General features: G+C 73.2%; 13 protein-coding genes, 1 other RNA gene and 1 pseudogene. 11 read left to right on the top strand and 4 right to left on the bottom strand.

The window, feature by feature from the left end:
- Positions 1 to 160: 160 nt before the first annotated feature.
- Positions 161 to 1,561, bottom strand: a complete 1,401-nt coding sequence (locus ACFZAM_RS18320) for an extracellular solute-binding protein (RefSeq protein ID WP_355342949.1) — start codon at positions 1,559 to 1,561, stop codon at positions 161 to 163.
- Positions 1,562 to 2,085: 524 nt separating this feature from the next.
- Positions 2,086 to 5,352, bottom strand: a complete 3,267-nt coding sequence (locus ACFZAM_RS18315; RefSeq protein WP_391047179.1) for an FtsK/SpoIIIE domain-containing protein — start codon at positions 5,350 to 5,352, stop codon at positions 2,086 to 2,088.
- 686 nt (positions 5,353 to 6,038) lie between these two features.
- Between ACFZAM_RS18315 and ACFZAM_RS18310 the strand changes: the two genes are divergently transcribed.
- From ACFZAM_RS18310 to ACFZAM_RS18295, 4 genes and pseudogenes are all read left to right on the top strand, one after another.
- Entirely contained in the window at positions 6,039 to 7,721 is a 1,683-nt protein-coding gene (locus tag ACFZAM_RS18310; RefSeq protein WP_391047178.1) for a protein kinase, read from the top strand.
- Between the two features lie 1,851 nt (positions 7,722 to 9,572).
- Positions 9,573 to 10,895, top strand: a pseudogene (locus ACFZAM_RS18305) (serine/threonine-protein kinase); the annotation flags it as partial.
- Between the two features lie 1,023 nt (positions 10,896 to 11,918).
- Complete coding sequence (gene prfB / locus ACFZAM_RS18300; protein WP_355342958.1) at positions 11,919 to 13,037, top strand: peptide chain release factor 2; 1,119 nt, start codon at positions 11,919 to 11,921, stop codon at positions 13,035 to 13,037.
- Positions 13,038 to 13,322: 285 nt separating this feature from the next.
- A complete protein-coding gene (locus ACFZAM_RS18295) occupies positions 13,323 to 13,964 on the top strand; it encodes a hypothetical protein (protein WP_391047175.1) in 642 nt (213 codons plus the stop codon).
- A gap of 143 nt (positions 13,965 to 14,107) precedes the next feature.
- Here the strand turns inward: ACFZAM_RS18295 and ACFZAM_RS18290 are convergent, their stop codons facing one another.
- Complete coding sequence (locus tag ACFZAM_RS18290; protein WP_355342964.1) at positions 14,108 to 14,299, bottom strand: hypothetical protein; 192 nt, start codon at positions 14,297 to 14,299, stop codon at positions 14,108 to 14,110.
- 331 nt (positions 14,300 to 14,630) lie between these two features.
- On the opposite strand from ACFZAM_RS18290, the gene ftsE reads away from it, so the two are divergent.
- The 4 genes from ftsE to smpB all read left to right on the top strand — a co-directional run bounded on the left by ftsE (position 14,631) and on the right by smpB (position 18,251).
- A complete protein-coding gene (gene ftsE, locus ACFZAM_RS18285; protein WP_188284086.1) occupies positions 14,631 to 15,320 on the top strand; it encodes a cell division ATP-binding protein FtsE in 690 nt (229 codons plus the stop codon).
- A gap of 72 nt (positions 15,321 to 15,392) precedes the next feature.
- Complete coding sequence (gene ftsX / locus ACFZAM_RS18280; RefSeq protein WP_188284085.1) at positions 15,393 to 16,310, top strand: permease-like cell division protein FtsX; 918 nt, start codon at positions 15,393 to 15,395, stop codon at positions 16,308 to 16,310.
- Positions 16,311 to 16,469: 159 nt separating this feature from the next.
- Positions 16,470 to 17,753: a S41 family peptidase gene (locus ACFZAM_RS18275; protein ID WP_391047171.1), complete on the top strand. Its 1,284-nt coding sequence runs from the start codon at positions 16,470 to 16,472 to the stop codon at positions 17,751 to 17,753.
- An 18-nt stretch (positions 17,754 to 17,771) separates the two neighbouring features.
- Positions 17,772 to 18,251, top strand: a complete 480-nt coding sequence (gene smpB, locus ACFZAM_RS18270; protein ID WP_355342970.1) for an SsrA-binding protein SmpB — start codon at positions 17,772 to 17,774, stop codon at positions 18,249 to 18,251.
- A 126-nt stretch (positions 18,252 to 18,377) separates the two neighbouring features.
- Here smpB and ssrA read toward each other — a convergent pair.
- Positions 18,378 to 18,747: a transfer-messenger RNA gene (ssrA, locus tag ACFZAM_RS18265) on the bottom strand.
- Positions 18,748 to 19,024: 277 nt separating this feature from the next.
- Between ssrA and ACFZAM_RS18260 the strand changes: the two genes are divergently transcribed.
- The 3 genes from ACFZAM_RS18260 to ACFZAM_RS18250 all read left to right on the top strand — a co-directional run bounded on the left by ACFZAM_RS18260 (position 19,025) and on the right by ACFZAM_RS18250 (position 25,851).
- The gene (locus ACFZAM_RS18260) at positions 19,025 to 22,936 is read left to right on the top strand and encodes a S8 family serine peptidase (protein ID WP_391047168.1); all 3,912 of its coding nucleotides are present in this window, start codon (positions 19,025 to 19,027) and stop codon (positions 22,934 to 22,936) included.
- Positions 22,937 to 23,175: 239 nt separating this feature from the next.
- Positions 23,176 to 24,180, top strand: a complete 1,005-nt coding sequence (locus ACFZAM_RS18255; RefSeq protein WP_391047165.1) for a helix-turn-helix domain-containing protein — start codon at positions 23,176 to 23,178, stop codon at positions 24,178 to 24,180.
- Between the two features lie 492 nt (positions 24,181 to 24,672).
- Positions 24,673 to 25,851: a uroporphyrinogen-III synthase gene (locus tag ACFZAM_RS18250; RefSeq protein WP_391047164.1), complete on the top strand. Its 1,179-nt coding sequence runs from the start codon at positions 24,673 to 24,675 to the stop codon at positions 25,849 to 25,851.
- Positions 25,852 to 25,912 lie beyond the last annotated feature (61 nt).

Raw genomic sequence — 25,912 nt, 5'->3', positions numbered from 1 at the left:
TGCGCGGGCCCCCCCCGGTCGGGGGGCCCAAGCGGCCCCGGCGGCGCCCGGGCCCGTGGGGGGGGGGGCGGGGCTGGGGGCGGGGGGGGGGGGCCCCCGCCACCGGGGGGCCCCCGCCTCCCGCCCCCGCGGCGGAGTCAGCCATCGGGGGCATCTCGCCTCAGTTCCCGTACGCCTTGGCGGCGTCCGCTTCGAGCTTGGCCTGCACGCCCGCGACATCGGACGGCTTGGAGAGGAAGTCCTGGAGGTCCTTCCACTCGCCCTGGCCCTTGGTCCCGCCGAAGGCGGCCGGAGCCTGGTCCGACATGTCGAAGCGGAAGTCGTCGCCCGCCGCGATCAGCGCCTGCGCGATGGACCGCTGCACGTCGTCCGGGTACGCCGCGAAGTCCAGCGACTTGTTCGGCGACAGGTAACCGCCGCCCTGCGCCCAGATCTTGGCCGCCTCCGGCGTCGCGATGTACGTCAGCAGCGCCTGCGCGGCCGGGCTGTCCTTCAGCGCCACGCCCACGTCACCGCCGCTGACCACCGGCGCCTTGCCGCTGCCCACCGCGGGGAACGGGAAGACCTTCGCGTCCGTGCCCACCTTCGCCTTGGTGTTGGCGGCGATGAACGCGGAGACGAAGTCGCCCTCGTAGACCATCGCGCCGGCCGGCGGGTTGCCGGTGAAGACCTGCGTCACCGACTTCGGGAAGTCGGCGGCGAGCGCGCCGCTGTTGCCGCCCGCGAGCAGGTCCTTCTTGCCGAAGAGCTGCCCGAGCGTGGTGAGCGCGTCCTTCACCGACGGGTCGGTCCACTTGATGGTGTGCGCGGCGAGCTGGTCGTACTTCTCGGGTCCGGCCTGCGAGAGGTAGATGTTCTCGAACCAGTCGGTGAGCGTCCAGCCGTCAGCGCCGCCCACCGAGACCGGCGCGGTGCCCGACTCGAAGACGGTCTCCGCGGTCTTCAGGAAGTCGTCCCAGGTCTTGGGCACAGAGGCGCCCGCGGTCTCGAAAGCCGCGCTGTTGTACCAGATCAGCGACTTGTTGGAGACCTTCGCGTAGATGCCGTACTGCTTGTCCTTCCACGCCCCGAGCTTCTGCCATCCGGGCGAGAAGTTCTTCTGGAGTTGCGCGGTCGCCTCGGGGCCCAGCGGCTTCAGCCAGCCCTTGTCGGCGAATTGGTGCAGCACGCCGTTCTGCGCGAGGAAGGCGACATCCGGCGGGGCGCCGCCCTCGATCTTCGTGCCGAGGAAGGTGGACTGGCTGTCGCCGGTCGGGACGAACGTCGATTTCGCTCCGGTGAGCTTGTCGAACTCGTCCAGCACCTTCTGGAAGTTCTTCTGCTCCGGCCCCGTCCACACGGCGGCCACTTCGAGCTTCTGCCCGTGCAGATCGGGCAGCTTGACCCCCGAGGCGGAACTCGTGGCGGACGCGCTCGGCGATTTCCCGCCGTCGTCCTTCTTGTCGCTGTCACCGCCGCACGCGGCGGCGGTCAACGCCAGCGCGGTCGCCGTCACTGTGGCGAGCGCTATGCGCGTAGTGCGGTTGTTTCGGCTGGTGCGCGGATTCTTCAGCGTACGCATCTGGCCATCCCCTCAGTCCCGTGGCGTCTGTCCTATGCCTTCGCGAACCCCAGCCGCAAGGGAGTACGGGGCTCCGTGACAGCTATCGTGACCATGACGTGATCTTGAGCCAAACGCTTTAACAGGGACGGCTGTTGGAATATCGCCGCTTGTCCGTCACGCGCCTCCCGAATGCCGGGGCACGGGTGTGCCGCATGACGGGGCGTTGGCCAACGCCCCGTCAAATCGGCCTATCCGCATGAGAATCGACGGACGGCGTGCGCGATGACCGTCGGAACATCGCAGATCAGCCGTCTGACGCGGGCCAGTTGACCGCCGTCGGCCACCTGACCGGTTCAGACCAATGACGGTTTCCGCCCGCCGGACGGAATCGGATCGCCGTGCGGGTACGAATTGGCGGACGGGGCAGGATCAGGGCATCCGCGTGAAATCCGCGCGCGGACGCTTCGGACGCTTCCGACGCGTCGGTACGGGCGGATTCGGCGGGATGCCCGTCCGACGGGCCGTCCGACGGGCGCGCGGTGTCAGATCAGCGGGCCGGGGGCGGAACCCGGCGCGCTCGCGGACGCGGCGCCTTCCGCGGCGCGTGCGCCCGCCTCCTCGGGCGCCGACTCCGCCGCCCGCTGCAAGGCACTGGCCAGCAGGGCGAGATCGGTCGGGCCGTTGCCCAGCTCGCGGACCTGGCGGCGGGCCGGAGGATCGCCCATCCGCTCCCACTCCAGCGCCACGACGGTCGGCCGGAGCGTCGCCGTACGCGGGATACGGCCGCTGACCCGGCCCGCCTGGAACGCCGTCACCGCGCCGCCGGGCCGCCGCAGATAGCCGCGCCCCGGCACCGTGTCGTCGAGCCCCGCCGGGTCCTCGACATGCACCAGCAGCGCCGCGGACTCCGCGTCCGGCATGCGCAGCGCGATCCGCAGCCGGGACCGCTCGTCGGCCTCGGTGGCCGCCGTACGCTCCGGACGGCCGGTCGACGCGATGAGGTGCACACCGAGCCGCGCGCCCTCCCTGGCGACCGCCTCCAACGCCCGGACGACACTGCCCGCCGCCGGTCTGCCGGTGCTGCCGAGACCGGGCGCGACCAGCTCGTCGAAGTCGTCCACGACCACCACGAGCCGGGGCAGCACGGGCTGGGTCCGCGCCGTCACCGCGCCCTGACCGGTGGGCTTGCGCGCCCCCGTCTCACCGGCGCGCGCCTCGTTCCGCCCGTCGGACCGGCCGCCTTGGTGCGGCCCGCCCTGGTGCGGCACGGTCGCGGCGACCAGCCGGTCCCCGTGCCAGGCCGCGAAGTCCTGCCCGTCGAGCAGCTCCGCGCGCCGCTTCAGCTCCGCGCCGAGCGCCTGCGCGAACTCCCGCATCCGCAACGGGTCCGAGGCCACCAGATGCGTACTCACATGCGGCAGGTCGGCGCAGGCGCGCAGGCCCTCGCCGCGATCCTGCCCCGCCCCGTCCACCAGCACCAGGGACAGCCGCTCGGGGCGGTCGCCCGCCGCGAGCGCCGCCGCGACCGACCGCAGCAGCTCCGTCTTGCCCGAGCCCGGCGCGCCGCCGACCATCGCGTGCGGCCCCTCGGTCACCAGGTCCACCGCGACCCGGCCGCCCGCGCCGACGCCCAGGACGGCCGTCGCCGCCCCGACCGCCGCGGGGGCCGCCGCCCACCGGTCGGCGATCTTCGCGGGCGTGGCCAGCGCCAGGTCCAGCTCGTCGAGCAGCCGTACGGTGCCGGGCAGCGCGTGCCGCGAACGGGCGCCGGACACCTCGCCGTCGGCCTCGCGCAGCGGCGCCAGGGCGCGCGCGAAATGCTCGGCCCACGCGGCCGACACGGCGTCCAGCACGATCTCGTCGGCGGCCGGTTCCGGCGGCGCGCTCGCGGCGGCCGGGCCCGCGGGCTCGATCCGCAGCGTCGTCGCCACGTCGCCCGACAGCCGGGCCACCACCCCGGTGTCCACGGCGGGCCGCTCCCCGCTCTCGGCCAGGCACAGCACATGCACCCCGACCGAGGGTCCGGCGACGGCGATCCGCGCCACGGTCTGCCGCAGCGTCGTGGACCCCGGATCGCCGTCCACCACCAGGAGCGTGAAGGGCCCTTCGTACGAGGCCGCCGCCGCCGAAGCCGCCTCGGGGGTCGCGGCGGCCCAGCCCGCGCCCAGCGGACCCGCCTCCAGACGACGCGCCAACTCGCCGGTGCGCGCGTCCGCCTGGTCCCGGTCGAAGGCCAGCAGCAGCCGGCAGTCCTGGCCGTGCGCGGGGCGCAGATGCGGCAGCCAGTTCAGCCAGGACCACTCCTCGGCGCGCTGGTCGGCGGTGCGGGCGCGGTCGGCGCTCAGCATCACCAGCTCAAGAGCGGCGGGGGAGTGCAGCGCGCACAGCTGTGCCAGGACGGCGCGCGCCAGACCCGCCAGCCGCGGCCGGGGCCCGGTCAGGGTCAGCGCGGCCGTCCGCGGCGCCAGCAGGTCCACGGTGAACGGCACGGCCGTCAGCAGCCGCGTCCCGTCCTCGGACGGCAGATCCGCCGTCCCCAGCCGTACGGTCAGCGCGTCCGGATGGCCGGGACCGCGCTCCCACAGCCGCCGCCCCGGGCCCAGCGCCGTCAGCAGGACGGCCGCGGGATCGGGCCACCGCTCCCGCAGCGACTCGGCCTCCCCGCCGTCCCCGTCGTCCGCGACGCCCTTCGCCGCGCCGAGCCGCCGCCGCGCCCAGGCCCCTATCGACCCGACGACGCCGCCACCACCGGGGCGCCGCGCGCTGTCGAATCCGGGCGCCCGGCGCTCACCGGTGGCCCGGCGGCCACTGCCCAGGGGGGCGTCGTCCTCGTCGCCGTCGTCGCCGTACACGTCGGCGGGGGCGCCCGGCGCGTCGTACGGGGCGCCGGGCGTACGGCCGTAGGCGTCGGCCTCGGGCGCCGCCGGGGGACGGCTGTGCGCCGTGCCGGACGTACCCGCGCCGGGGAGGCCGTCCGGCCGCGCACCGCCGAAGGCACCGGGGCCGGTGGCGGCACCCGCGCCTGCGTCGACGGCCGCGCCCAGGGCCAGGCCCGCGCCGTGCGTGACGGTGGACGAGGGGTCGGCGACCGGGAGCGGCGCGGAGGGCTCGCGCAGCGAGACGCGCAGGTGCCCGTCGGCGTCGGGCTCGGCGGCGAGGGCGGAGGGCCCGGTGGGGCTTCCCGACTCCAGACGGAGCGTCGACTCGCCGATCCGGAGCAGGGCGCCCGGGGGCAGCGCGAGGGGGCGGGGGCCGACGGGCCGCCCGGCGAGGGTCGTGCCGTTGGTCGAGTCGAGGTCGGCGACGGTGATGAGCCCGTCCGCGCCGAAGGCGACCTCGCAGTGCAGACGCGAGACGTCCGGGTCGTCGAGCGGCACGTCGGCGTCGGCCGAGCGGCCGATCCTGGCCTGGCCGCCCTGGAGCAGGTGCACACCGCCCGCGTCGGGGCCGCCGACCACATGCAGCCTGGCCGTCTCGGCGGGCGGCTGCCCGTACTGCCCGAACCGGCCGTACTGACCGTGGTCCGCGACATGGCCGCCGCGCTGCTCCGCGGGCGCGTGCAGCGAGAGCAGGGCGCCGTCCACCAGGGGCGGCACGCCCAGCGGCGTGGTCGGCGCGAGCCGCAGCGTCCCGGCGAAGAGCGCGACGGACGCCCCGGCGGACCTGCCCGGCTGCCCGGACCCGGCCGCGGAGGCGAGGGCACCGGCCACCGCGCCCAGCGTGGTCCCCGCGGGCGCGGTGATGAGCACGTCGCAGGCGCGCACGGCCCGACCGCTGCGCGGCCCGAGGACGGTCAGCCGGATCTGCATCTCGTCCGCGCTCCCCTTCTGCCCTGACCCGCGGCGGGAAGTCCCCTCCCCGGCCGCGCGCGGGCGCGTCGACACGTACAAGCACGAGCGGTGGAGCCCCCGTTGCCCCAACCGGACCGTACGGGTGCATCCTCCCACCCGCCACTGACACCCCGTCCCCGGTCCCGCCCCGAGTGATCTTGAAAGTACGGCAGATGATCATCCCGCGACGGAAACCGTCCGGAAAGAGCGCCGCATCCGACCGGAAAGCCGCCGCTCGCGGCCGATCGCCGCCACAAACCGGGCGCGGGCCCTCCGCGCGCGATTCACCGCGCGCCACGGCACATGCCCGTGACACCACGTGACGCAACCAACAGCCCGGTCCTCGCGTCCTAGGTCGGACAACTGTTCTCGGACGTTCTCGGGCGTTCCCGGACCATCCGCGGGCCCTCGCCGGGCCGTCGTCCGGCCGACGGCGGGCTGGCGGCGGGTCGTGGGCGCGACACCGGGCACGGCACGGAACGCCGGACGGAACGCGGCACGGGCCGATTCCCGTGGCGCGGCCAGGACGCGGGTCCGCCCGGCGGCACTACGCTTGGCCGGAATCAGGGCGAGCCCGCCATGAGTACGGCCATGAGCACCGCCGCGCACGTGCCGGCGGCGCGCATGGTCAGGGCGGACACACTACGGAGCAGGGAGCGCATGACGTGCGGCCGGTAGGCAGCAAGTACCTCCTGGAGGAACCGCTGGGACGCGGCGCCACGGGCACCGTCTGGCGTGGCCAGGTGCGCGGCGAGCAGGGCAGCGCCGTCGCCGTCAAGGTGCTCAAGGAAGAGCTGGCCGGCGACCCGGACGTGGTGATGCGCTTCCTGCGCGAGCGTTCCGTGCTGGTCCGGCTGCGCCACCCGCACATCGTCCGGGTCCGCGACCTGGTCGTCGAGGGCGATCTGCTCGCCCTGGTGATGGACCTGATCGACGGTCCCGACCTGCACCGCTACCTGCGGGAGAACGGGCCGTTCAGCCCGGTCGGCGCCGCACTGCTCACCGCGGCCGTCGCCGACGCGCTCGCCGCCAGCCACGCCGACGGCGTCGTGCACCGCGACCTCAAGCCCGCCAATGTGCTGCTCGCCACGGTCACCGGCGAGGACGGCAACCCGCAGATGCACCCGATGCTGACCGACTTCGGCATCGCGCGGCTCGCGGACTCGCCGGGCCTCACCCGTACCCACGAATTCGTCGGCACCCCCGCCTACATCGCGCCGGAGTCCGCGCAGGGCCGCCCGCAGACCTCGGCCGTGGACGTCTACGGCGCGGGCATCCTGCTGTACGAGCTGGTCACCGGGCGTCCGCCGTTCCGCGGCGACAGCGCCATCGAAGTGCTCCAGGCGCACCTCAACCAGGAGCCGCGCCGCCCCACGACCGTGCCGGAACCGCTGTGGACGGTGATAGAGCGCTGCCTGCGCAAGGAGCCGGGGCAGCGGCCCAGCGCCGAGAACCTGGCCCGCGCGCTGCGCGTGGTCGCCGCGGGCATCGGCGTGCACTCCTCGCCCGCCGCGGCCGAGGCGGCCTTCGCCGTCGGCGGCCTCCTGGCGCCCGACGCGACGCCGACGCTGGTCCCCGGCACCGGCCAGGGCTCCGCCTCCGCCTCCGGAGACGCGGAGCCGACCCAGGTGCTGCCCTCCCGCCAGGGCGCGACGCCTTCCACCTACGACCCGAACGCCTCCACCACCGAACTGCCCGGCGACCCCGGCCCCGGCGGTGCCGCCGCCGAGGGCACCCGCGTCCTGCCGCCCATCCCGGACGAGGGCCCCGGCACCCCCCAGGGCCCGCACCCGTGGGAATCCCAGCTCAGCGCCCTGCGGCACCGCAACGAGCAGACCGAGCTGCGCTACCTTTCCCCCGAACAGGACCCCCTGCGCCGCGAGCCGCGCCGCCGCCCCCAGCCCCAACAGCCCCCGCGCCAGCCGCACCAGGGGCAGGGGCAGGGGCAGGGCCAGGGCCAGGGTCGGGGGCAGCAGGGCGGACAGGGCTACGCGCAGCCGTACCAGCAGCCCCAGCAGCAGCGCCCTCAGCCCCCGCAGCCGCGCTACCAACAGCCGCAGCCGCAACGCTACGAGCCCCAGCGCCCGCCCGCCCCCGCGCCCGAGCCCCGCCAACGCGAGCCCCGCCAGCGCAGCGCCAACCCCATGAAGATCCCGGGCCTCGGCTGCCTCAAGGGCTGCCTCACCGTCATCCTCGTGATCGTCGTCATCTTCGTCGTCGTCTGGTACACCACCCCCCTCCCCGACTGGGTCAACAGCACCCGCAACCTCTGGGACGCCTCCTCCGGCTGGGTCAGCACCGTCTACGACAAAATCTCCTCGATCACGGGCGACTCCAACGGCAACTAACGGGCTCCGCCCGCCGGTTGACGCCGGGGTGCGCCGCACGACGGCCCTGTAGGAGACGGCCCTGTGGGACAGGGCGGTCCGCCGCTGGGTGCGGCTGCGGGGGGAGGGCGTGCCGCGAGGTCAGCGCTACGGGGTGGGGTTCGCTGTTCGGTGCGGCTGCGGGGGAGGGTGCGCCGCCGGGGTGCGGTTGCGCAGGGGGGTTCGCCGCCGGGGTGCGTTTGCGCAGGGGCTGCGCCCTTACGGCACCGCTGCGCGGTGGGGTTCGCCGCTCGGGTGCGTTTACGCAGGTGGGTTCGCCGGTAGCCAGCGAGCCGAAGGCGGCGCCGGTGTCGAAAGGGAGAACGCGCACAGCGACCGAGGAACGAGGGAGCGAGCACGATCGACCGTCGACACCGGATCTAAGCCGCCGGAGGCGAGAGGGCGGCAAAAAAAGGGGATCGCGGTGAGCTGACACAAGAGGGCTCGCACGCACGGTTCGCCGTAGGTGGGTGCCGTCTCGCGTGAGGTCGCCGTGGGGTGCCTGCCCCCCGGGGTCAGTTGACCGTGGTGGGTGCCGACTCGTACCAGTTCACCGTCGTGCGAACCGCCTCGCGCATGCTCACCCTGGGGGTGCCGTCTCCCGTGGGGCCACCATGGTGGGTGCCGTCTCGCGCGGGCTCACCGTATGCGCGAACCCCCTCCCGTCGGCTCAGTGTTGGGGGTGAAGGTGGGTGGGTGCCGTCCTGTGTGGGCTCACTGTGGGTGCGAACCGTCTCGCGCAATCTCACCCTGGGGGTGTCGTCTCCGGTGGGGCCACCATGGTGGGTGTCGTCTCGTACTAGTTCACCGTGGTGCGAACCGCCTCGCGCGAGCTCGCCGTACGTGGGTGCCCTCTCGGCGGGGCCGTGCGCGGGTGCCGTCCTGCGCAAGCTCACCCTGCGCGGGTGCCCTCCCGCGTGAACTCACCGTCGTGCGAACCGCCTCGCGCATGCTCACCCTGGGGGTGCCGTCTCCCGTGGGGCCACCATGGTGGGTGCCGTCTCGCGCGGGCTCACCGTATGCGCGAACCCCCTCCCGTCGGCTCAGCGTTGCGGTGAGGGTAGGTGGGTGCCGTCCTGTGTGGGCTCACCGTCGTGCGAACCGCCTCTCGCATCCTCACCCTGCGGGGGAGCCGTCCTTTCTATGCGCACCCCGATCCCCTTTTTTTGCCGCCCTTCCGCCTCCGGGCGCTTAGACCCGGTGTCGACAGTCGATCGTGCTCGTTCCCTCGTTCCTCGGTCACTGTGCGCGTTCTCCTTTTCAACACCGGCGCGCCCTTCGGCTCCATGGCTACCGGCGAACCCACCTGCGCAGCCGTACCGCAGGGGCGCAGCCTCTCGCGCAACCGGACCCCAGCGGCGAACCCTCCTGCGCAGCCGCACCCAGGCGGCGAACCCCCACCCCGCACTCGCACCCCACCGGCGAACCCTCCTGCGTAGCAGCGACCTTGGGGCGCAGCCCCTCGCGCAACCGGCCCCCAGCGGCGAACCGCCCTGCGTGGCGGTGACCTGGCGGCGAACCCTCCTGCGCAGCCGCACCCAGGCGGCGAACCCTCACCCCGCACCCGCACCCGCGCCCCAGCGGCGACCCCCCTGCGCACACGCCCCCCGGCACTCACCCCCTGCGCACCCCCGCACCCACCCCCGAAGGCGGTGCCCTCTCGGCGAGGCACCCTTGCACCGGTGGGGTGCTTGGGGTGGGGATTTGTCGACTTCTGGAGGGTGATTTCTGTGGCGGAACGGCGCGTGAGGGGGCTCGCGTACCCCGAACGGCCCCTGATCCGCGTAGCTTTGTCGCCAACACGACGGACTGTCGGAGGAGTCGGAGCAAGCCTTGGCCAGGAAGATCGGCAGCCGGTACACCGCGCACCAGGTGCTCGGGCGGGGGTCCGCGGGCACGGTGTGGCTCGGCGAGGGCCCCGAGGGCCCGGTCGCCATCAAGCTGCTGCGCGAGGACCTCGCCTCCGACCAGGACCTCGTCGGCCGCTTCGTGCAGGAGCGCACGGCGCTGCTCTCCCTGGACCATCCGCACATCGTCGGCATCCGCGACCTCGTGGTGGACGGCACCGACCTCGCCCTGGTGATGGACCTGGTCCGCGGCACCGACCTGCGCTCGCGGCTGGAACGCGAGCGGCGCCTGGTGCCGGAGGCCGCCGTCGCGATCGCCGCGGACGTGGCCGACGGGCTGGCCGCCGCGCACGCGGCGGGCGTCGTCCACCGCGACGTGAAGCCGGAGAACGTGCTGCTGGACTCGGCCGTGGCCACGGGCCCCGGCGGCGCGCCGCCCGCGCTGCTCACCGACTTCGGCATCGCGCGGCTGGTCGACACCCCGCGCCGCACCCGTGCCACCCGGATCATCGGCACCCCCGACTACCTGGCCCCGGAGATCATCGAGGGCCTGCCGCCGCGCGCGTCGGTCGACATCTACGCGCTGGCCACCGTGCTGTACGAACTCCTCGCGGGATTCACGCCGTTCGGCGGCGGCCACCCCGGTGCGGTGCTGCGCCGGCACGTCACCGAGACCGTCGCGCCGCTGCCCGGTCTGACCGACGACCTGTGGCGGATTCTCGCGGCCTGCCTGGCCAAGGCGCCCGCCTCGCGGCTGACCGCGGGCGAGCTGGCCACCCGGCTGAGGGACCTGCTGCCGCACCTCGCGGGCCTGCCCGCGCTCGACGTCGCCGCCCCCGGCACCGACGACGGCGGACCGGGCGCGGACGACCAGGACGCGTACGACGACGGCTTCGCCGACCTGCCGCCCGGTGCCCCGGAACCGCCCCGCGGCCCCGGCGCCGACCGCCCGCGCGGCGCCGTACCGCTGGTCAGGGGCGCCGCGCCGGACTCCAGCCGGGACACCCACACCAGCATCAAGCTGCCCACGGCGGAGGAGCTGGCCGGTTACGGCGCCGCCTCCCGCAACGGCAAGGGCAGCAAGGCGGCCCGCGACAGCCAGCGCCGCGCCTCGGCACCGGGCCGCCCGGCCAGCCCCCGGCACCGCGCGGTCTCCGACGCCGTGCGCCAGCGCCGGATCAAGTTCGCCGCCGCGGCCGCCGCCGCGCTCGCCGTCGCGGGCATCGGCGGCTGGGGGATCGCCACCGCGGGCTCCGGCTCGGGCAACGACTCCGGCGGCACCTCGCGGGACGACGCCCCGCCCAGCCCGACGCCGACCGCCACCCGCGGCACCCCGACCGCGCCCACCGCGGGCGCCGCCTCCCCGCAGGGCCGCACCGGCGCGCCGGTCACGCTCCCGCAGTGGTCGTCGTACAAGGACGTACCGGCCGCGGGCGTCAAGCTGCTCGGCGGCCCGCGCGCCCTGACCATGGACGGCGCCACGTACGTCTTCGCCCGCGGCGCCGACAAGAACGTCTGGTACGTGATCCGGGACGGCTCCGGCTACGGCGCGTGGCACAAGCTCACCGGGATAAGCGTGGACGACGACCCGGCGGTGGCGTCCGCGCACGCCGGGCGGATCGACCTGTTCGGGCTCGGCACCGACGGGCTGCTCTACCGCCGCACGCTGACCGACGGCTACTGGAACGCCTGGTCGCAGGTGGACGAGCGGACCCGCTTCGACGCGGCGCCCGCCGCCGCGTCCTCGGAGCCCGGCCGGATCGACCTGGTCGGACGGGTCGGCGGCGACCTGGTGACCGCCTCGCTGGTCGGCGACCGCTGGAACGCCTGGGCGCTGGTGCCCACCGCGGGCCGGATCACCTCGGCCCCCGCGCTGATCTCCCGGTCCCGCGGCTCCCTGGACGCCTTCGTGGTCCGCAAGGCCGACGGCGCCGTGCTGCGGCTGCCGTACTCCGGCGGCGCCTGGCGGCCCAGCGAGGTCATCAAGGGCCTGGACACCTCCGCGCGTCCCGACGCGGTCGCCGCCTCGGGCCGGCTCTTCGCCTTCACGCCCGGCACCCAGGCCGCCGCCGCGCTCGACGGCGACGCCGCCTCGCTGGAGGGCGACTGGGCCACCGCGCCCTTCACCGCGCCCACCGACGCGGCCCTGGGCGCCGCCGCCTCCGCGCACACCCTGGAGCTGTACTCCAGGACGCCGTCGGGCACCCTCACCCGCACCACGGCCCACATCTGACGCGATCCGGCCCGCCCGGCACCGGATCGCGGGCCCTCCCGGCGGCCGGCGGGCTCCCGGCCGGGGCGGGTCCGCTCGACCAGCCGGTAGGCTGGAGCCGTGGCGATCGTCGATGTTTCCGAAGAGCTGAAGTCCCTGTCCTCGACCATGGGGTCGATCGAGGCCGTCCTCGACCTCGACCGGATGCGGGCCGACATCGCCGCGCTGGAGGAGCAGGCCGCGGTGCCGTCCCTGTGGGACGACCCGGAGAACGCGCAGAAGATCACCAGCCGGCTCTCCCACCTCCAGGCGGAGCTGCGCAAGGTCGAGGCGCTGCGCGGCCGGATCGACGACCTGTCCATCCTCTTCGAGCTGGCCGAGAGCGAGGACGACGCCGACGCGCAGACCGAGGCCGAGGCCGAGCTGGAGTCGGTGCGCAAGGCGCTGGACGAGATGGAGGTCCGCACCCTGCTGTCCGGCGAGTACGACGCCCGTGAGGCGCTGGTCAACATCCGCGCCGAGGCGGGCGGTGTCGACGCCGCCGACTTCGCGGAGCAGCTCCAGCGGATGTATCTGCGCTGGGCCGAGCGGCACGGCTACCCGACGGAGGTCTACGAGACCTCGTACGCGGAGGAGGCCGGCATCAAGTCGACCACCTTCACCGTCAAGGTCCCCTACGCCTACGGCACCCTCTCCGTCGAGCAGGGCACCCACCGCATGGTGCGGATCTCGCCCTTCGACAACCAGGGCCGCCGCCAGACGTCCTTCGCGGGCGTCGAGGTGCTGCCGGTCGTGGAGCAGTCCGACCACGTCGAGATCGACGAGTCCGAGCTGCGCGTGGACGTCTACCGCGCCTCGGGCCCCGGCGGCCAGGGCGTCAACACCACCGACTCCGCGGTCCGGATCACCCACATCCCGACCGGCATCGTCGTCTCCTGTCAGAACGAGCGCTCGCAGATCCAGAACAAGGCGAGCGCGATGAACGTCCTCCAGGCCAAGCTGCTGGAGCGGCGCCGCCAGGAGGAGCAGGCCCTGATGGACTCCCTCGGCAAGTCCGACGGCGGCAACTCCTGGGGCAACCAGATGCGTTCGTACGTCCTGCACCCGTACCAGATGGTCAAGGACCTGCGCACCGAGTACGAGGTCGGCAACCCGCAGGGCGTCCTGGACGGCGACATCGACGGCTTCATCGAGGCGGGCATCCGCTGGCGCAAGTCCCGCGAGAAGGCCACCGCGTAATCGGGAGCGGATCACCGCGTGATACGGCCCCGCGCCGTACGGCTGAGAGGGCGATACGGCCCCGCCGTACGGCCGTTGCCTTGATCCCATCTGTCTGCCGTGTCACAGACGTGTGCTGAAGTGCCGGGCAAGACGGGACAGTTGGGGCACTTTGCGCTTAATGACCTTGACGCTCCCGGTGAATGCCACAAAGGTGATGTCCGGCATGCGCGCGAAAGCGGCGTAATCGACCGTGCCCGCAGCGGCGCGTGCTTCAAGCCGACGTCTACCGGGGGTAGTTGAGACATGACCAAGCAGAGCACGAGGGTACGCGTCACGCGCGTGGCGGCCGTCGCGGTGATCGCGGCCGGTGCGTCCCTGACCGTGGCGGGGGCTGCTCAGGCGGCGGTGAGCAGCGACGCGCCGCCGTCGGCCACCGCGGTGGTGGACCCGCCCACGACGGACCCGACGGACGAACCGACCACGCCGCCGACCGACGAGCCGACGACGCCCCCCACCACGCCCCCGACGACGCCTCCCACGACGCCGCCGACCACGCCCCCCACCACCCCGCCGACGACGCCTCCCACGACGCCGCCGACCACTCCGCCCACCACGCCTCCGACGACCGCGCCCGGCTCCATCGCCGGTGTCAGCGGCGGCAGCGACGACGGCGGTCCGAGCGGTTCGCCGAGCCCCAGCGTCAGCCCGAGCGCGACGGGCAACAACAACACCTGCACCCTGACCGGTGACAGCGTCGACTGCGGGAACAACAACCCCGGCACCGACAACACCCAGCAGGTCCCGCAGAGCCAGACGACGCAGCAGCTCGCCGAGACCGGCTCCGACGGCACCACGTACATGCTCATCGGCGCCGCAGCCCTCGTGGCGGGCGGCGTCGGCTTCAAGCTGGCCCCGCGCCTGAAGGAGCGCCGCGACGCCTCCTGAGGCGCCGCGCGACCGCACCTGACGCGCACGACGAAGGGCCCGGAACGCGATGCGTTCCGGGCCCTCCGTGATGTCTCAGCTCGCCCACCCGTGAATGTGACGTACTTCTCACGTATTTCTCACGTGCCGCCCGCGGGACTGCTCTACGCGGTCGCGTGCTCCACCACGAGCACCACCGTCAGCAGGGCCACGAGCAGGGCTATCAAGGTCGCGGGGGAGATGTTGGACCAGGGATTCTCCCGCTCCAGGCGGGCGCGGTTCGCCCGGCAGACGGGGCAGCGGCCCTCGCTCACCGGACCCGCGCAGTTGGCGCACACCAGCCGGTCGCACGTCATGCGATCTCCTCCTCGTCCGGTGAACGCCCCGGGAGGCCGAAGTGTTCCATGTTCCACTGTGCCAGCTTCCGCCGGATTCGGCGCGGCCCCCGGTGGACCGGCGGCCCGTACGGCGGCTCCGGCGGGGTCCGCGAGAGCGGGGCGGGCGGGGGAGCGGACCTCCGGTGGCGGCCGGCCGCGCTGAGGTGTAAGGGGTCAATGACGGGTTTGTCCGCGTGTGCCCTGTGGGCAAGCCCACCAACCCTCCCCGGCGACTGCGCACCCCTGGCTCGGTCGCGTAGTGTCGCCCCCACATCCCCTGTCCACCCGTCCCCGCAAACCTGGTGCGAACGTGATCCGATTCGACAGCGTCACCAAGACCTACCCCAAGCAGAACCGTCCTGCACTTCGGGACGTCTCGCTGGAGATCGAGAAGGGTGAGTTCGTCTTCCTGGTGGGCTCGTCCGGCTCGGGAAAGTCGACCTTCCTGCGGCTGATCCTGCGCGAAGAGCGCACGGACACGGGAATGGTGCACGTCCTCGGCAAGGACCTCAACCGGTTGTCGAACTGGAAGGTGCCGCAGATGCGGCGCCAACTCGGCACCGTGTTCCAGGACTTCCGGCTGCTGCCCAACAAGACGGTCGCGGAGAACGTGGCGTTCGCCCTCGAAGTGATCGGCAAGGCCCGCGGCACCATCCGCAAGACCGTGCCCGAAGTGCTCGACCTGGTCGGCCTCGCGGGCAAGGAGGACCGGATGCCCGGCGAGCTGTCCGGCGGTGAGCAGCAGCGCGTCGCCATCGCCCGCGCCTTCGTCAACCGGCCCATGCTGCTGATCGCGGACGAGCCGACCGGAAACCTCGACCCGCAGACCTCGGTCGGCATCATGCGCCTGCTGGACCGGATCAACAGGACCGGCACAACCGTGGTGATGGCCACCCACGACCAGAACATCGTCGACCAGATGCGCAAGCGCGTCATCGAGTTGGAGAAGGGGCGGCTGGTGCGCGACCAGTCGCGCGGTGTCTACGGCTACCAACACTGAGAGCCGCGCGTACGGCGTACGTACTGCCGTACAGCAGTAGTCACCACCCCCCTGAAAGGACAACCAGAGACCATGCGCGCCCAGTTCGTCCTGTCGGAGATCGGCGTAGGACTCCGCCGCAATCTCACCATGACCTTCGCGGTGATCATCTCCGTCGCGCTCTCCCTCGCCCTGACCGGTGGCGCCCTGCTGGCCAACAAGCAGGTCAAGTCCATGAAGGGCTACTGGTACGACAAGGTCCAGGTCACCATCTACATGTGCAACAAGGGCGACGCGTCGACGACGCCCAGTTGCGCCAAGGGCGCCGTCACCGACGACCAGAAGGCCCAGATCAAGGCCGACCTGGAAAAGCTCCCGATCGTGGAGAAGGTCTACTTCGAGAACGCCGAGCAGGCGTACAAGCACTACCAGGAGCAGTTCAAGAGCTCCCCGCTCGCGGCCTCGATCACCCCGGACCAGATGCAGGAGAACTACCGGGTCAAACTCAGGGACCCGACGAAGTTCACCGTCGTCGCGAGCGCCTTCGACGGGCGTCCGGGGGTGCAGTCCGTTGAGGATCAACGGGCGGTGCTGAAGAACCTCTTCTCGCTGCTGAACGGTATGACGCTGGCCGCCTGGGTGGTGCTGGCCTTCATGCTCACCGTCGCGATGCTGCTGATCGTGAACACCGTGCGCGTGTCCGCCTTCAGCCGCCGCAGAGAGACCGGCATCATGCGGCTGGTCGGCGCCTCCAGCTTCTACATCCAGATGCCGTTCATCATGGAGGCGGCCTTCGCCGGACTCGTGGGCGCGGGGCTGGCGTGCGGAATGCTGCTCGGCGGCCGGTACTTCATGATCGACGCGGGTCTGAAGCTCCAGGAGAAGATCCCGCTGGTCTCCTTCCTCGGCTGGGACTCGGTCGTCGCGGTGCTGCCGCTGGTGCTGCTGATCGGCGTCGTGATGCCGTCGATCGCCGCCTTCATCGCGCTGCGCAGGTATCTGAAGGTCTGACGCCCGCGGGCCGGGCCCGGCCGTCGCGCCGGGCCCATCGCGGGGCCGTACGGCGGGGGACGGGTCCCAGGGGGGCGGTGTACCGGGTTGCGGATCATGCCCCGCCGAGGTAGCGGCAACTATCCGTATGCCGCCCGTTTCTGTCCTAGACTTCCGGCCATGTCCGGCCCGTCGCTGTTCGGGACGCCCCGCCGCTTGCGCCGCGGGGCCACTCTGACGTTGGTGTTCAGCACTCTGCTGGCCACCGGTGCGGCGGCCAGCGGACTCACCGCGCCGGACGCCCGGACCGCCGCCCGCGCCACCCGTATCGCCGCCGCGCCGGTCGCCGACGGGCGGCAGGACGACGGCAAGCCGCCGGCCCCGCCCCACGGCGGCGAGCCCGCCCCGTCGTCCCCCGCGGCCTCCGAGACCCCCACGGGCTCGCGGGCGAAGCCGGACGGGACGAACGGCGACCACGTCGACACCGGCCGGATCGCCGAGGAGATCCAGGACGGCAAGGTCGGCCCGCTCGCCGCCGCGAAGCTCGTCAGCCGCAGCGGCGACCGCTGGTCGTCCTTCTACACCGCCCGCGAGTACGCGGGCCTCCAACAAGCGCTCGACGGCCGCTACGTCGGCGTCGGCCTGTCCGTGCGGCGAATCGACGACGGCCGGATCCAGATCGCCCGCGTCCAGCCCGGCAGCCCCGCCGACCGCGCGGGCCTGCGCGAGGGCGACCTGCTGGCCACCATCGGCCCGGTCAAGTGCACCGGCCTCGCGGTCACCGAGGTCGTCGCGGACCTGCGCGGCGACAACGTCCCCGGCAGCGTCGTACAGCTGGGAATCCAGCGGGCACAGCGTAGTTGGACGGTCACGGTACGTCGCGCCACGCTCGACACCGACGCCGTCACCGTGACGCGGTCCGCCGACGCGCCCACGGTCGTCAAGATCGACGCCTTCACGCTCGGCGTCGGCGACCAGGTACGCGACGCGGTACGGGACTCCGAGCACGGCGTGCTGCTCGACCTGCGCGGCAACTCCGGCGGCCTGGTCACCGAGGCGGTCGCGGTGGCCTCCGCCTTCCTCGACGGCGGCCTCGTCGCCACCTACGACGTCCACGGCGAGCAGCAGGCCCTCTACGCGGCCGAGGGCGGCGACACCACCGTCCCGCTGGTCATCCTGGTCGACGGCGGCACGATGAGCGCCGCGGAACTGCTCACCGGCGCCCTCCAGGACCGCGGCAGGGCCGTCGTCATCGGCTCGCGCACCTTCGGCAAGGGCTCGGTCCAGATGCCCAGCACGCTGCCCGACGGGTCGGTCGCCGAGCTGACCGTCGGCCACTACCGGCTGCCGGACGGGCGCAGTGTGGACGGGCGCGGCATCGACCCCGATGTGACCGTCCCCTCCGGTGAGGACCCCCTCGCCGAGAGTCACGAGGTATTCGCTGGCCTCGGACCCCCCTCCTAGTGGGACAATGGCCCGGTTATGGCAAAAGAGACGGGTCGCAAACTGATCGCGCAGAACAAGAAGGCGCGGCACGATTACCTCATCCTGGACACCTTCGAGGCCGGGCTCGTGCTGACCGGCACCGAGGTCAAGTCCCTGCGCCAGGGACGCGCCTCCCTGGTGGACGGCTTCGCGCAGCTCGACGGCGGCGAGGCGTGGCTGCACAACGTGCACATCCCGGAGTACACCCAGGGCACCTGGACCAACCACTCCGCGCGCCGCCGCCGCAAGATGCTGCTGCACCGCGCCGAGATCGAGAAGCTGGTCCACAAGACCCAGGAGACCGGGCACACGATCGTGCCGCTCGCCCTGTACTTCAAGGACGGCCGCGCCAAGGTCGAAATCGCCCTGGCCAAGGGCAAGAAGGAGTACGACAAGCGGCAGACCCTGCGCGAGAAGCAGGACCGCCGCGAGTCCGACCGCGCCATCTCGGCCGTGCGCCGCAAACAGCGCGGCTGAGCCGCCCCCGGCCGCCTGCCTCGACGTGCCCGGGGGAGACGCGGGTGACACGACGTCACGACGTCGGCTTGCCCTGAAACGACAAAACGGCACCCTCCCGAAGGAGGGTGCCGTTGTCACATGGGGTGGTGGAGATGGCGGGAATCGAACCCGCGTCCTGTGGTGCGGAATCAGGGCTTCTCCGAGCGCAGTCCGCTGTGCTTTTCTCGGCCCCGGCTGTCACGCGGACAAGCTGCCGACGGGCTCAGTCACTGTTTGATTTCCTTCTGGGGCCCGTGACCGGCCCTAGAAGTTTAGATCCCTTGATGATGCCAGGATCCGGGTCGGGATCACCCCCGGGCTGACACTTCGCAAGTCGCTACTTAGGCAGCGAGGGCGAAGGAATCGCGCTTGGTGTTGGCGATTATTGGTTGCGACATATGGTTAACGAGATCATTGCCGCTTCCTCGGCTCGCTTCCCCTGCTTCGACATCCCCAGTCGAAACCGATCATCCCCATGTTGATTTTTCAAGGTGCACCACCCGAGGGTGGCGGCTGCTTCCATCGTACGGGATCAACGGTCACACGGGCCAGCGCATTCCCCCGTGGGTGGCCCGGCGCACGCCCGGGAGCAAGCGCGCGGCCACCCGGCCGTCACCGGGGAGGGGGCGGCGGCGCGGGTGGCGCCGTTGTGCCACGTCACATCCGTGCCACCGGAAACGGGTGACACACCCTCCGGCCCCACCGGATTCTTTCCAGCATCGCGTGCACATGCATGGAAAGGGGCTGGACCGATGAGACGAACCCGCTTCGCGGCGGTCGTGTCGACAGGGCTGATCCTGGCCGTCTCCGCCGCCGTACCCACCGCGGCCGTCGCCGTACCCGGCGCCGAACCCGTACCGACATCGGGCGCACAGCCGGGGACAACCCCCGACAGCACCGCCACGGTTCGGCTGATCACCGGCGACCGGGTGCGGGTGACGACGACCGCGGACGGCCGGCACACCGCCTCCGTCGAGCCGGGCGCCGGACGGGAGCGCGTCGTCTTCCACACCTCGGACGCCGACGGGCGGCTGACCGTGCTGCCGTCGGACGCCGACCCCCTCGTACGGTCGGGGCGGCTTGACCGGCGGCTGTTCGACGTGACGGCGCTGGTGGACCAGCGGTACGACGAGGAGCACCGGGCCTCGCTGCCGCTGATCGTCGCGGGGTCCGGGGGAGCGGCGGCCGACCGGCTGACCGCGCTGGCCGCGCCCGGCGCCCCCACCCATGACCTGGGCAGCATCGGGGCCCACTCCCTCACCGTCCCCGACGCGAAGCTCGCCGCCTTCTGGCAGCAGATCGTGCCCGCGGGAACGGACACCGGGAAGACCGGCACCGCGGCGACCGGCACCTGGCCGGCCGACACCGCGAAGGCCGCCGCCGTCCCGAAGATCTGGCTCGACGGCCGGGTCCGGGCGGCGGCGGACAGCATGGACCAGATCGGCGCGCCCCCGCTGTGGAAGGCGGGATACGAGGGCGCGGGCGTCAAGGTCGCGGTGCTGGACACCGGCGTCGACCAGACCCACCCCGACCTCAAGGGCCGCGTCGCGAAGGCCGAGGACTTCACCGGGAGCCCGACCGGCACCGGCGACCACTTCGGACACGGTACGCACGTGGCGTCCATCGTCGGCGGTACGGGAGCGGCCTCCGGCGGTGCCCGCAAGGGCGTCGCCAAAGCCGCGAACCTGCTGGTCGGCAAGGTCCTCGGGGACGACGGCTACGGCTACGACTCGCAGGTCATCGCGGGCATGCAGTGGGCGGCCGACCAGGGCGCCAAGGTCGTCAACATGAGCCTGGGCGCCGACGACGAGAGCGACGGCACCGACCCGATGAGCCTGGCGCTGAACGAGATCAGCGAGGCCAGCGGCACCCTCTTCGTCGTCGCGGCGGGCAACAACGGCGAGAACGGGCAGCGGACCGTGGGCATCCCGGGCGTCGCCGACGACGCGCTGACCGTCGGCGCGGTCGACGGCAAGGACGCGCTGGCGAACTTCTCCAGCCGCGGCCCGCGCTACGGCGACGGCGCCGTCAAGCCCGATGTCACCGCGCCCGGCGTGGACATCGTGGCGGCCCGCGCGAGCGGCACGACGCTCGGCGACCCGGTCGACCCGTACTACGTCAGCCTGTCGGGGACGTCGATGGCGACCCCGCATGTGGCGGGCGCCGCGGCCCTGTTGGCGCAGCGGCACCCGGACTGGACCGCGCGCCAACTCAAGGACGCGCTGATCAGCACCGCGCACACCGTGGACGGGCAGGCCGTGACCGACCAGGGCGGCGGCCGGATCGACGTGTCGGCGGCGGCGCTCGGCACGCTCACCGCGACCGGCACCGTCTTCCTCGGCGACATCCACGCGACCGACCCGAAGGCCACCTACCCGGTCACGTACACCAACACCTCCGCCGCGCCGGTCACGTTGACGCTGGGCCTGGCGCTCAGGACGTCGGGCGGCCGGGCGGTGAACGCGGGCGCGGTACGGATCGGCGACGGTTCCGCCGCCGCCACGAAGGTCACCGTCCCCGCCCACGGCACCGCCCGCGCCGACCTCACCCTCGACCCGGCCAAGGTGACGTACGGCTCCTACTACGGCTATCTGACGGCGACACCGGCCGGGGGCACGGCGGGAGCACCCGTCCACACCACGCTCGGCCTGGTCGCCCACGGCCCGCTGCACACCCTGACCGTCACCGCCTACGACGCGCACGGCGCTCCGGCCCACCCCACGATCAGCATCTGGGGCGCGAGCGGTCTGCTGTACCCGTCGGGCGACAGCAAGGGCACCTCCGCCGCCGACCTCGAAGAGGGCACGTACCAAGTCCGCGCGTCCTTCCAGGAGATGACGGACGACGGCATGGAGGAACGGCTGGTCGTGCTGCCCGAGGTGAGGCTCACCAAGGACACGGCCGTGACGGTGGACGCCCGCAGGACCACGCAGGTCGAGATCCGTACGCCGCGGCCCGCCGAACAGAGCGGCATCCCCTACTACCAGACGTACCGTCAGATCGAGGGCAGGGGCCTCACCGAGAGCGAGGAGTTCTTCACCGGCATCCTCAGCAAGCTCTACGTCAGCCCCACCGCGAAGGTCACCGACGGCGACTTCGAGTTCTCCTCCCGCTGGCAGCTCGCCGCGCCGCAGCTCACCACCGAGGCACCGGGCACGGGACTGAGGCTGAAGAGCTACTACACCTCGTACTCACCGCTCTTCGACAGCAAGGGCGTGAATCTGACGGCGGTCGACGCGGGCTCCCTGGAAGCGCCGGACTTCAGCGGGGCGCGCGGCAAGCTGGCCGTCGTCCGCAACGAATCCGGCGAGGGAGAAAGGGAGTTGGCGGCAGCCGCGGCCAAGGCGGGCGTGCGCGGACTGATGATCGTGCACTTCTCCGACTTCGGCTGGACCCGCTGGTACCCGACCGGCGAGCGCAACGCGGTGCCGACGATACGGATCGGGAAGGCGGCCGGTGACGCGCTGCTGGCGCGACTGGCGAAGAAGCCGGTGAAGACCGTCACCGTACGGATCGGCGGCACGGCGGTCAGCCCGTATCTGTACGACGTGTTCCAGACGTCCACGCAGCAGATCCCGCAGCGCGTCGTCCACACCGTCACCGCCGCCAACAGCGCGGTGATCAGGACGACGTACGCCGAGAACGGCGGCGCCCCGTGGGCCGCTGAGCAGCGCTTCGCGTGGCGGCCTTACCAGAACTTCGCGTGGGAGGCGACGCGGAACGTGCCGACGGGCGTGACGCGTACCGAGTACGTCAGCGCCAACGGCACCTGGTGGATGCACCGGGTCAACCAGGAGACGACCTTCGACATCGACCAGCCGCTGCTGGCCGGCATGGTCGACACCACCACCACCTACCGGGCGGGCAAGCAGCCCGACCAGGCGTGGCAGCAGGCCGTGGTGCGGCCGTCGATCCCGCGCGGCACGCGCAACCCGAGCGTGCGCAACGGCGACGTACTCGACCTGCGCATACCGGAGTTCACCGACTCCGGCGCCGGACACTGGGCACGCGCGGCGGTCGGCGGCGACTTCGGCGGCTTCGGCACGGCGGCCGGTACGAGCCCGGCCTCCGGCACGCGTACGGCCTCCGGCACGAGCGGCGCGCAGGACGCCCCCGTCGAGGGCGACTCCGCCAAGGCGACGCTCTTCCGCGACGGCCGGCGGATCGCCGCCGCCGACTCCCCGTGGGCCGACCTCGAAGTGCCCGCGGGCACCGCCGACTACCGCCTGGACGTGGCGACTTCACGGGTCTCCCCGGAGTGGCGCTACGCCACCGACACCAGCACCTCGTGGTGGTTCCGCTCCGGCACCGCGGCGCGACCGACGCTGCTGCCGCTGCTCCAGGTCGACTACGCGGTACCGGTCGACGCCTGGAACGTGGTGCGCAAGGGCAGTTCGCACACCGTGGGTCTCACCGTCCGCGCCCAGGACGGGGCGGCCGTGCCGACCGGCGTGAAGGTCGAGGTCCAGGCGTCGTACGACGACGGGCGGACCTGGACCGGCGCGCGCGTGGACGGCCGAGGTCACAACACCTTCGACGCCCGGCTCACCAAGTCGGCCCGCTCCAGGGGCGATGCGTACGTGACCTTGCGGGTCACCGCGCGCGACGCCGCGGGCGACCAGGTGCGGCAGACCGTACGCCGCGCGTATCTGTGGCGGGGGTGAACGGGCACGTGAGCCGGTGGCGCTGATCCGACGCCACCTCGACAGCCGGGGCGAGCGGGCCAGTGGGGTGCCCGCTCGCCCCGGCGCGTGGTTCCGGCGCGCGTGGTTCCGGTACGTGGTCCCGGCGCCCGTGGTTCCGGTACGTGGTCCCGGCACGGGCTTCGCCGGGCCGCGGTGGTGATCTCCGCTCGTAGTACGGTGGCTGCTCACCCAGCCCCCGTACCCGCGAGGAGGGTGCCATGGCCCTGGAGGCCGCCGGGATCACCGACGCCGAAGAGGCCGCGTACCGGCTGCTGGTGACGATGGACAGCGCCTCGGCGCGGGAGATCGCGGAGTACTCGGGCCTGAGCCCGGACACCGCGCTGTCGGCGCTGACCGGTCTCGTCGCCAAGGCCATGGCCAGCGCCTCCGACGGCCGGCCGCCGCGCTACCGGGCCTACCCGCCGGACGTGGCGCTGCTGCCGCAGCTCAAGCACCGGGCCGACGCCCTGGACTTGGCGCGCTCGGCGGCGGCCGACCTGCTGGAGAGCTACCGGGCCACCGCGCGCCGCCGGGACGCCGGGCTGCTGATCGAGGTCATCACCGGGGCGGAGGCGCTGCGCCAGCGGCTGCGGCAGATCCAGGCGGACGCGCGCGACGAGATGCTGTGGTTCTGCAAGGCGCAGTACGTGGCGATGCCGTCGGGCAGCAACACCGCCGAGTTCGACGCGCTGGAGCGCGGGGTCCGCTACCGGGTGCTCTACGAACGGGACTTCTTCGACGACGAGAGCGCCGTCGGCAACATCGCGGCGGCCGTGCGGAAGGGCGAGATCGCCCGCGCCGTCCCGCACCTCCCGCTGCGGCTGGCCGTCGCCGACCGCTCGGTGGCGATCTTCCCGCTGGTCCCCGGCGGCCCGCACGGCAGCCCCGAGGAACCGTCCACCGCGCTGGTCCGCGACAGCAGCCTCCTCGACGCGCTCATCGCGCTCTTCGAGCGCTACTGGGAGGACGCCGTACCGCTGCACGTCGACGCCTCGGGCGCGGTCACCGGCGCGGCCGACGTCGGCCCCGCGGACCCGTTGTCGTCCACCGACCGGCGGCTGCTGTCGCTGATGGTCGCCGGGGTCGCGGACAAGGCGATAGCCACCCAGATGAGCCTCAGCCGCCGCACCCTCCAGCGGCGCGTGCAGAGCATGATGGAACTGGCGGGCGCCACCACCCGCACCCAGCTCGCCTGGCAGGCGGCCCGCCGCGGCTGGCTCTGAGACCACGCCCCTGCACCAAGCCCTGGCACCCAGCCCTGACTCCCCCCCACGAGGGCCGACGCACAGCCGGGTGCGGGCGCGGGCGAGCGCATGGTTGCGCTCGTGTCACCTCGGGGCGCGGGGCGGTCATGCGGCCGTTTCCAGGGGCGGGCCCGACAGTCCACCCCCCGCCTTCGTCTCCTTCCCCGCCTTCGTTCTCCTTCCTCGCCTCCTCCGCGCTCTGTTACGCCGTCACGTGGGCCGTATACCTGCGGCGACCGGCGCGGGCGGCGGACGGGACCGGGCGGACGGCGCCTGCCGGGACCGCCGTCCGCGCGCGGGTGTGAGCGGCGGAGGCGTCCGTAACATCCGGGTCATCCCGGTGAATCGAACCCGTCACCCCGTCTTGGGACGATGCGGCTCCGGCGGGGTGGCCGGGGAGGGCGGCGGCGGATCAGGGACGGTCCGCCCGCCGTCCGGCACGCGTAACTCCAGCAAAAGTGGGGCGGAGCCATGCAGGCGCAGGCGACCAGGAACAGCGATCCGGGCCCGGGCGGCGGGGTGCCGCCCCTGGCCGGGTTCACCGTCGGGGTGACGGCGGCCCGCAGAGCCGACGAGCTGGCCGCGCTGCTGGAGCGGCGCGGCGCGGTCGTGCTGCGGGCGCCCGTCCTGCGCATCGTGCCGCTGCCCGACGACACCGAACTGCTGGAGACCACCAGGCGACTCGTCGCCGACGCACCCGACATCGTGGTCGCCACCACCGCGATCGGCTTCCGCGGCTGGATCGAGGCCGCCGACGGCTGGGGCCTGGGCGAGGCGCTGCTGCGCAGGCTCGGTGCGGTCGAACTCCTCGCCCGCGGGCCCAAGGTGCGCGGCGCGGTGCGCGCGGCCGGGCTGCGCGAGGCGTGGTCACCGGCCTCGGAATCGATGGCCGAGGTCCTGGAACGCCTGCTGGAGCAGGGAGTCGAGGGCCGCACCGTCGCCGTCCAGCTGCACGGCGAGCCGCTGCCCGGCTTCATCGAGTCGCTGCGGGCGGCCGGGGCGACCGTCGTGGCGGTGCCGGTCTACCGCTGGATGCCGCCCGAAGACCTCGGGCCCGTCGACCGGTTGCTCGACGCCGTCCTGTCCCGGTCGGTCGACGCGCTGAGCTTCACCAGCGCCCCGGCCGCCGCCTCCTTCCTCGACCGGGCCCGGCAGCGCGGCCGTTGCGACGCACTCCTCGCGGCGCTCCGCCACGACGTCATGACCGCCTGCGTCGGCCCGGTCACCGCGCTGCCGCTCCAGGGCCACGACGTGCCCACCCGGCACCCCGAACGCTTCAGGCTCGGACCGCTGGTGCAGCTCATCGCCAGCGAACTGCCCGGCCGCGTAAGGCCGTTGCCCGTCGCCGGGCACCACGTCGAGATCCGCGGGCACGCCGTCGTCGTGGACGGGACGCTGCGGCCAGTGCCGCCCGCGGGCATGGCCCTGCTGCGGGCGCTGGCCCGCCGCCCCGGCTGGGTCGTCGCCCGCGGCGACCTGCTGCGCGCCCTGCCCGGCTCCGGCCGCGACGAACACGCCGTCGAGACCGCCATGGCCCGGCTCCGTACCGCACTCGGCGCCCCCCAGCTGATCCAGACCGTCGTCAAACGCGGCTACCGGCTCTCCCTCGACTCAGGCGGCCGCGGCCACAGCGGTCCTGACACGCCCTAGACCCCGCGACGGCCGCCGGGCACCCTGGGGGGAAGGTGACGGGCGGGCGGGAAGGCGGCTG

It is taken from the genome of Streptomyces sp. NPDC008079 (genome assembly GCF_042957385.1).
In the GTDB taxonomy this organism is placed as follows: Bacteria; Actinomycetota; Actinomycetes; order Streptomycetales; family Streptomycetaceae; genus Actinacidiphila.
Note: the sequence above shows the minus strand (reverse complement) of the source record. Positions and strands in the feature narration are given on the sequence as shown.